Origin of the sequence: Providencia sp. 2024EL-00732 (assembly GCF_044006275.1) — a bacterium.
Classification (GTDB): Bacteria; Pseudomonadota; Gammaproteobacteria; order Enterobacterales; family Enterobacteriaceae; genus Providencia; species Providencia huashanensis.
Genome location: NZ_JBIPDG010000012.1, coordinates 104,649 through 113,248, shown reverse-complemented (window position 1 = coordinate 113,248; position 8,600 = coordinate 104,649). Strand labels below are relative to the sequence as shown.

Annotated in this window: 7 protein-coding genes and 1 other RNA gene; 3 read left to right on the top strand and 5 right to left on the bottom strand. The window is 42.7% G+C overall.

The genetic code is table 11. The features are described from left to right. Positions 1–238 precede the first annotated feature (238 nt). Positions 239–613 carry a YraN family protein gene (locus ACHB7C_RS17110; protein ID WP_042846196.1) on the bottom strand — a complete coding sequence of 125 codons (375 nt, stop codon included), beginning with the start codon at positions 611–613 and terminating at the stop codon, positions 239–241. Between the two features lie 46 nt (positions 614–659). Next, a complete protein-coding gene (locus ACHB7C_RS17105) occupies positions 660–2,366 on the bottom strand; it encodes a penicillin-binding protein activator (protein ID WP_395348009.1) in 1,707 nt (568 codons plus the stop codon). 61 nt (positions 2,367–2,427) lie between these two features. On the opposite strand from ACHB7C_RS17105, the gene rsmI reads away from it, so the two are divergent. The 3 genes from rsmI to ACHB7C_RS17090 all read left to right on the top strand — a co-directional run bounded on the left by rsmI (position 2,428) and on the right by ACHB7C_RS17090 (position 5,338). After that, positions 2,428–3,300: a 16S rRNA (cytidine(1402)-2'-O)-methyltransferase gene (gene rsmI, locus ACHB7C_RS17100; RefSeq protein ID WP_042846193.1), complete on the top strand. Its 873-nt coding sequence runs from the start codon at positions 2,428–2,430 to the stop codon at positions 3,298–3,300. A gap of 95 nt (positions 3,301–3,395) precedes the next feature. Beyond that, positions 3,396–3,769: RNase P RNA component class A (gene rnpB / locus ACHB7C_RS17095), an RNA gene on the top strand. A gap of 492 nt (positions 3,770–4,261) precedes the next feature. Further along, positions 4,262–5,338 (top strand): 4Fe-4S binding protein, encoded by a 1,077-nt coding sequence (locus ACHB7C_RS17090; protein ID WP_395348007.1) that lies wholly within the window; start codon positions 4,262–4,264, stop codon positions 5,336–5,338. 133 nt (positions 5,339–5,471) lie between these two features. Here ACHB7C_RS17090 and ACHB7C_RS17085 read toward each other — a convergent pair whose 3' ends face one another. The 3 genes from ACHB7C_RS17085 to ACHB7C_RS17075 are packed head-to-tail and all read right to left on the bottom strand — an operon-like array spanning position 5,472 to position 8,449. Continuing rightward, the gene (locus ACHB7C_RS17085; protein ID WP_042846191.1) at positions 5,472–6,212 is read right to left on the bottom strand and encodes a KDGP aldolase family protein; all 741 of its coding nucleotides are present in this window, start codon (positions 6,210–6,212) and stop codon (positions 5,472–5,474) included. 1 nt (position 6,213) lies between these two features. Then, a complete protein-coding gene (locus tag ACHB7C_RS17080; RefSeq protein WP_166685147.1) occupies positions 6,214–7,326 on the bottom strand; it encodes a DgaE family pyridoxal phosphate-dependent ammonia lyase in 1,113 nt (370 codons plus the stop codon). Next, positions 7,310–8,449 carry an amidohydrolase/deacetylase family metallohydrolase gene (locus ACHB7C_RS17075; RefSeq protein WP_042846189.1) on the bottom strand — a complete coding sequence of 380 codons (1,140 nt, stop codon included), beginning with the start codon at positions 8,447–8,449 and terminating at the stop codon, positions 7,310–7,312. Before ACHB7C_RS17075 ends, ACHB7C_RS17080 begins: the two co-directional genes overlap by 17 nt. Positions 8,450–8,600: the final 151 nt, after the last annotated feature.

Genomic DNA, 8,600 nt, shown 5'->3' with positions numbered 1-8,600 from the left:
GCGGTGTTGGCTACGCTCGCTAACCCTAATCACATACTTATGTATGCTCATAGGGATTAGCTTACTTGCCGCCTTGCTACAACACGAATTATTTAGGGTAATCCCGTCATATCCCATGCTGTAGCGGCGTTGGCTACACTCTTGCCGCCTTGCTACAACGAAAAGTAATATTTGTAGCGTTGTTGATTATACTCGCTAATTTATTCAGGTAGCTTATTTGTCATTCAGATTACGAATACTAGCCATCTTCGTTAAATGCGTTTTGTATCCATTCAAATTGGTTACCCGTTATTGCGCAGATATCAAAACGGCACGAGCTGGTATCGAAACTTTCTTGCCTTTGCGCAAGCCATAATTTTGCAGCGGCTAATAATTTTCTACGTTTATGCCAGTTTACTGATAAAAGTGCATTACCGTAATCACCATTTTTACGAAAACGTACCTCGATAAATACCCAACCAGTATTATCGCGCATTATTAAATCGATCTCACCGGCTCGATTTCTTGCATTACGTTCGACAAACGTTAGCCCTTGTTGTTTCAGGAAAGTGAGTACTTGGTGTTCATAGTACCGACCTGTTAACCATTTTAAGGGTTTCTGGATTGTTTTCATGACGTCCTTGTCTGAAAAGTCACCTTCTCGATGACTTGTTTATACCCTATTGAGCAGGAAGGATCTTCCCTTGCTTGAACTGTAACCAAGGTAATTCGCGGAAAACAACACAATTAGGTGTTGTTGTGAGTACTCCGGATGCACCATTAATACGTAATTGTTCTGGTTGCTGTAATTTATCGAAATTATTAGCTAATGACCATGCATCAACACCCATTGCATATAAGCGAAATAGTGAGTAGTCATTATTTAACTTTTGTTGAGCCTGTTTGCGTAAACTATTGTTTGCATCAGCTAATAAAGGGACCTCGCTGAACTTAACACCGTCCATTTCGAAGCGGTAATCAGCCCCTGAACCTGCTTGGTTACTACGTGAGCTCGTATAAAGTTCTGGACGTGAACGGGTGCTAATTGCCATTTCTATCATCGGTTTGATAAGCGTCAGCTCGTCACGTGTCGCCACAATATAAACACCATCAATAGCACCTGTTGAATCTTCAATTTGAGGGCTTAATTGTGGGCTAACTGTTTCCCCTGTATTAACAGGTGTTCCAGTCATACGGATACCAGCACCGCGGTTAATGGATTCTTTTAGCGAAGGTACTGAACCAAAGGTTTGCATTAACACGGTCGAGCCGCCTTTCTCTTGCCAACCTTTAGCGAAGGCTTTGGCAATTCTATCGCCAAAGGCATTTGCTGGCACTAATACGAGAGGCATTTGTTTGCCTTCAGACCTCATATAAGCGGCTGCATTTTGCGCTTCATCTTCTGGAGATAACGAAAAATAACAGAGGTTTGGACGAGGTTGTAATTGGTTGCTATCGAGTTCGTTAAGCGCAAGAACGCTAACAGGAGCACCCATTTGTGCTATCACATTTACATCTGTTTTCAGCAGCGGCCCGACAACAAGGTTAAAGCCTTCATTTTTAGCTTGTTCAAGCAGTTGAGGCATTTGTTGATTGGTGGTATCAAAGACTTTGATCGTTTGTGTATTTGTCGGAGTAGCATCAATACGTAAAGCGGAGGTTACCAAGTCATTATCGGTGGTGGCAGGCGCTTCACCCGTAGTCGCTGCGACTTCTGCATAAATTTGGTCGAGTATATCATTACCGCTACTTTGAGCGTTCGCTGTGTTAGCCGGAAGAGATGTGGTTTGCGGGAGCCCTTTTTGAGCATCCATAAACCCTTGCATGATGGCTTGACCGAAAACCTGACCTTGCCCACTCATCGGTAAAAATAGGGCTATTTTCGGGGTTGTGCCAACACGCGGTAACATTGCTTGGAGCAACTGGGTCGGGGGAATTGTGGCCCCTGGGTTATTTGAATAACGCATTTTCCAGTCGTTGAAACCGGTGCGTAGCGCATCAGGGTCATCTTGGTTGTTTTGATAAATATCTAAAAGATCGACCCAACCTTGGAGAATATATTCATCAGCCTCAATTCCGTGGACTTGTTCTGGCGTTAACTGTGTTAACATCTTCCAGAGGCCATCAATATTGGCTTGGCGCTCAGCAGCTGTTTTTAATAAAGGCTCTTGGCTAATATAAGCTCGCAGGGCTTCCATTGAGGGCTTGCCTTGAGCAGCATCAATGATGGCTTGGTAGCTGCTGACATCAGACGTACTTTGCTCAGGTGTTTTTTGGGTGGACGGGAAGTAATCCGATACCATTTGGCACCCTGACAATGCAAATATAGATAGCATTGCTGTGCAGATTAACCCTTTTTTCAAATGCAAAAAAATTGAAGGACGCATACTGTATCCAATGGTGTATTTTTCAATTGCTTAATTTTAAACCGGCTATTCGGATGAAACAATGAACCAACCTAATCAAGCTGTGGTTATGGCATCCACGCTGTATATCGTCCCAACCCCAATTGGTAATATGGGTGATATCACGCAACGTGCGTTGGATGTTCTTAAACATGTTGACCTTATTGCGGCAGAGGACACTCGGCATTCAGGCATTCTTTTACAGAATTTTGCGATTAATGCACGACTGTTCGCTCTACATGATCATAATGAACAGCAAAAGGCAGATCAATTAATTAGCAAACTTCAACAAGGCGATAGTATCGCATTAGTCTCTGATGCAGGTACACCTTTAATTAATGATCCAGGTTATCATTTAGTCAATCGTTGTCGTGAGGCTGGTATCCGTGTTGTGCCTTTACCCGGCGCCTGTGCAGCGATTACTGCGCTGTCTGCTGCCGGTTTGCCTTCAGACCGTTTTTGTTATGAAGGTTTTTTACCTGCTAAAACAAAAGGCCGTAAAGACGTTTTACAATCACTTGAACAAGAAACTCGGACACTGATTTTCTATGAGTCAACCCACCGTTTGTTAGATAGTTTAGCAGATATGGTAGAAGTCTGGGGACCAGAACGTCATGTTGTTTTAGCTCGGGAATTGACTAAAACGTGGGAGTCAATTGAAGGCCGTCCAGTAGGTGAATTGTTGGCGTGGGTAAAAGAGGATGAAAACCGCCATCGCGGCGAAATGGTGTTAATTGTTGAAGGCTATAAGAAGCCAGAGGATGATTCGGCTATTTCCCCTGATGTGGTTCGCACGTTAAATTTATTACAAAAAGAGCTTCCCCCTAAAAAAGCGGCAGCGATTACAGCCGAAATTTATGGGTTAAAGAAAAATATGTTGTATAAATTGATGCTTGATAATCAAAGCAATGAATGATTTTTAGGCAAATAAAACGGTTACATTAATATAAGTGGTAAATTGCAAGTGCTAGAGTCTGTACAAGCTACAACAAAGTGCCTATAATTCGCCGCGGAGTTGGCCAGACAACCGCTGCTTTATCGTTGTCCCTTCGGGAGACGGGTAAAGGGGAGGAAAGTCCGGGCTCCATAGGGCAGGGTGCCAGATAACGTCTGGGAGGCGCAAGCCTACGACTAGTGCAACAGAGAGCAAACCGCCGATGGCCTGTTTACAGGATCAGGTAAGGGTGAAAGGGTGCGGTAAGAGCGCACCGCGCGACTGGCAACAGTTCGTGGCACGGTAAACTCCACCCGGAGCAAGACCAAATAGGGGTTCATATGGTGCGGCCCGCATTGAACTCGGGTAGGTTGCTGGAGCCAGTGCGCAAGTGCTGGCCTAGATGAATGGTTGTCCACGACAGAACCCGGCTTATCGGCCAACTCCCATTTTTTCGTCATACTTAGCGCTGTCACGGCGTTAGCTTCATTCAGCTACACGGGTCACATACTTTTGTATGCTCCCCGTGCTGTCTTCACATCGCTGCCTTGTTACAGCACTAACTATTTAGAAAAAATCTCAGTTTGTAGTGCTTTAAGCTGTCCTATGTTGGCGTTGCTCGTCAACTCGAGTCACATACTTTTGTATGCTCCTTTTTTTCGTCATACTTCAAGTTGTGCCTGTGTTGGCGTCACTCGTCAACCCTAGTCACATACTTTTGTATGCTCCTAGGGATTTCCTCATTTTGCCGCCTTGGCACAACTCGAATTATTTAGAAAAAACCAACGATAATATTTTTCTATTTCTATTTTTCTGGTCAACCTTCACCATTTTGTTGTATCAAACCATCAACGTCACAACCCCCTGATGCAAATCAATATGTTTTCTGAATATGTAAATACAATAATGGTATTTAAAATGCATGTTAAAGAGATGGGCGTATATGACCAAAAAACCACGTATAAGGTATCAACGCCGCCCCGGTACGACAGGGGGAAAGCTTCCTTGGAATGATTGGCGGAACGCATCAACTTGGCGGAAAGTTGTACAATTCACACTCTTGGCGATAAACCTTTATATCGGTATTACTTTCTATTACTGGGTTCGTTACTACGAAACTGGTGGGGCAACGCTTTATCTTCCTCGTCCGGGTGGGATTGAGGGTTGGCTACCTATTGCTGGGTTAATGAATTTAAAATACACATTAGAAACAGGCAGTTTTCCGGTAATCCATGCGGCCTCAATGTTTCTTTTGGTTTCTTTCATAATTATTAGCTTATTATTGAAAAAAGCCTTTTGTTCGTGGATGTGCCCAATAGGGACAATTTCTGAATACACGGGGAAAATAGGGCAAAAACTGTTTCGTTATCAAAATCAAATCGATTTACCTAAATGGTTAGATATTCCTCTAAAAGGCTTAAAATATTTACTATTAGCTTTTTTTCTCTATATAGCATTATCCATGCCTGCACAGATGATCCAGTATTTTATGATGTCGCCTTATGGGATCATCATTGATGTTAAAATGCTCGATTTCTTTCGCTACATTAGCGGTGTTACCTTGGTGAGTGTTATTGTTCTTGTGGTGATTAGTTTGTTTATTCGCAATGCTTGGTGCCGTTATTTGTGCCCTTATGGTGCATTGTTGGGGATATTTTCGTTATTTTCCCCCGTAAAAATTCGTCGAGATGTGGAAAGCTGCATTGATTGCGGAAAATGTGCCAAGAACTGCCCGTCGCGTATTCCAGTCGACAAGCTCATTAAGGTAAGAACGGTGGAATGTACAGGGTGTATGACGTGCGTGGAGTCCTGCCCTGTTTCTTCAACCCTAAATTTTTCATTACAAGTGCCAAGAAAAAAACGCCAAATCCCATTGTCTGGGGTAATTATGTTAGTTTTAACTCTGGGAATGTTATTTAGTGCCATCGGGGTTGCTGCTTACTTTGGTGTGTGGGATAGCCCTGTCCCCGATAATTATTGGTTTCATATTATACCGAATGCACGAATGATAGGTCATTAATATATAATGAAAAAAGCCCCACTACATACTAGATGAGTGGGGCATTTGTTGTTTTGTCATTTGTCACAATGACTGTTTTTTATAACATCTCGCTTATATTTATTTTCCGACTTCTTTTTACTGCTTTAACGCATCAATTAACCGCTTGCTTAACCATCTGCAATAATTGACGAACTTCTTCTGGGCGAGTATTGCCCGTATTTTTATCAATGATTGAGCTATAAATATGAGGAATGATTTTCTTCACGCCTGCATCAAGGGCTATTTGCAAAATTTCCGCAAAGTTATCTAAATCAATACCGCCAGTAGGCTCTAAAGAAAAATCAAATTCAGCACAAGCTTTAGCAATGGCTTTATATTCTTCAATATATTTTAACCCTTTCATATTAAAGAACTTAACAGAGTCAGCGCCCATATCTTTAAGCATCATGATTGCGGTTTCAATGGGGACAATGCCATCTGGGGCTTGTGAGCTTAATGGGCCTGTAGAGATTTTTACCATGCCAACCGTACCTGTCGGTGAGATTAATGCGTTAACGAAGGTCTCGGTTTGGCCTAATAAGGCTCGGCTAATGGGAGCACCTGTAAATACTTGATTTACATGCTGTGGTTGAATTTCCTGTGAAATTAAAGACACCATGGTTGATTGGTTTGGATCGCCAGCCCCAAGACCAACCGATAACGCATTATCCGTCTCTTGCGCGTAGATGCGCATATCAGCTATGGCACTTTCTAAGTCAGGGTAATTTTTGGATAATACACCGACAACGACAAAGGTTTCCGCTGCGACATAAATGTCTTTAGCATTTTGGTGGCTACCAGCCAACACATTTAAGCAGACACGGTCACGGTAAAAATTCGGTGACAATTTCATTTTAAAATCCTTCTACTAGCAAACGAATATTTTTTGAAATGACATCAAGTTGTTCATTGCTTACACTACGGATATCCGCTTCAACTTTTCCTTCATTAGCTTTGTATTCACGGAAATAAATGGCGGTATTCCCCTGTTTCAACTCAGCCATAATCTGATAGGTCGTTTTGCCAATAACATTTTCATCGAAGCTAATTTCAGTACGTGCAATATCGCGTCCTGCGCCATCCCATACCACTTGTGCAGAGATGCCGTTGATATCATTTAGGTCACTGATAAATTTACTCATTCGATTAACCATTTCAGCGCCAGTTTCTTTTGTGGCACTCAGATATTGTTCGATAGCAAGTGTGAGCCCTAAAATACCTTCTTTACCGACTTTCATTGCTCGGCCGATACCTTGGCTTTGGCGTTTAACCCACTCGATATATTGTTTTTTACCAATAACGAGACCGCTGGTTGGGCCTTCAATAGCTTTGGCACCACTGTAAATAACAATATCGCCACCAGTGTGATAATAAGCCGTTAATTCCTCTTCTGCCGCAGCATCAATAATCAGCGGTAGCTGGTGGTCATGAGCGACTTTGGCCGCTTGCTCCACAGTTAACATGCTTTTTTGTACGGTATGATGTGATTTGATATATAAGATGGCTGCGGTTTGAGGGGTGATTTTTGCCGCAAGTTGTGCAGCACTGCATTCATTAGCAAAACCAGCTTCAATGACTTTACCTCCGCCGAGTGTCACCATGGTGTCGACGGGGGCGCCAAAGTTAACATTATGGCCTTTAGGTAAAATAATTTCGCGAGGAACCACTTTGTCGGATGAATGCAGGTTGAGTAGTAAATCATCGTCGTCTTGCACGATCACCGCGGCAACAGCTTGGGCAATACCGGCAGATGCACAAGACACCACAACTGCAGCTTCAACATCTAATAAACTTGCAATGTATTCGCCTGTTTTATTGACTAAATCTTTAATTTCAAAATAGTGATTTAACCCATAAGCCACTCGCTCAACCACTTCAGGTGTTGGGGTCGATACACCAAGGGCAGTCATACGGCCAGAAGCATTAATAACGTGTTTTAACTGATATTTATCATAGATTGATTGCATGTTCAGATTCGCCTTCTGCATGAATAATATGTTTTCCACCGACAATTGCGGCAATAGGAACAAAGCGGTGAGTCCCTATGCGATGTTCACCTTCTGCATCAGTGAGTTCAGTCGGTTCTTCTTTTAAATCAAATAGCGTAATATCTGCATCGAAGCCCGGTTTTAGATAGCCTTTCGCTGGAAGTGACAGCAAGTCAGCAGCTTTTTCTGTGACACAACGTAAAACTTGCTCAGCACTAAAGCCCATGCAGAGGAATTTCGTCATTACAAAAGCAAGGCTATACACTGGCCCATTTACGCGGTTTCGGTGATAGATATCTGAACTGATGATGTCTGGATAAGTCCCAATACGCATGGCTTGCTCTGCAACTTTAAAGCTAAAGCTTTCGCCGCCATGACCAACGTCTAAAATAACACCACGCGCCAGTGCTCTGGCAATTGAGGGTTTTAGGTAGCCATCATCACCTAAAATTTTATTTGGCTTGCCATTAAAGCAGTGAGTAATGATATCCCCACGGGTGAGTAAATCGGCAACTTCATCAATATTTGGGGGGTTATTACCAATATGCACCATTAGCGGGAGATGATGTTTTTTCTGCATTTCTTTTGCTTTGATTAAAGGGGTAATTCCGTTTTCACCCACCACGCTTTTGCTCATACGCGCTTTCATACCAACAATGAAGCCATTATGGCGCTCAATGGCCTCTTGGAAGCAAGTTTCATTGATATTGTTCATATCTGACAATTCATTTTGTGCAATGATGCCAATACGAGAGATATTCAATAAAGAAAAGACATTGGTTTTCGATTTTTGGGTGAGTTGATAAAATTTATCAACATCATCAGCGCCTACACTACCTGCATCAACCAGTGAGGTGACTCCACCCGCAGCACCTGCTAAGTCGGGGTCATCGAAGTAGATAGGCGATTCAACAAAACAATGTGCGTGAGAGTCGATCCACCCCGCACTTACATAGCATTTTCCTTTCAGGTCAATAACTTTGTCTGCTTGTTGATTGTTGGCCAGCTCTGGACCTGCGGCGTCGATTTTTCCATCTTTGATAAGAATATCGATAATTGCACCATCGATACGTTTAGCTTGTTTGATGATTAGAGTGTACATAAGTTGCCTTCTTCATACTCGATGCTTGTCATACTCGTCATACTTCAAACCGCAGCGTTATTGCCTGTTGTTTCACTACCCTAGTCACATACTGGTGTATGCTCCTAGGGATATCGTCGTTTGCTGCAATTTGAATTATTTAGAGTATGTC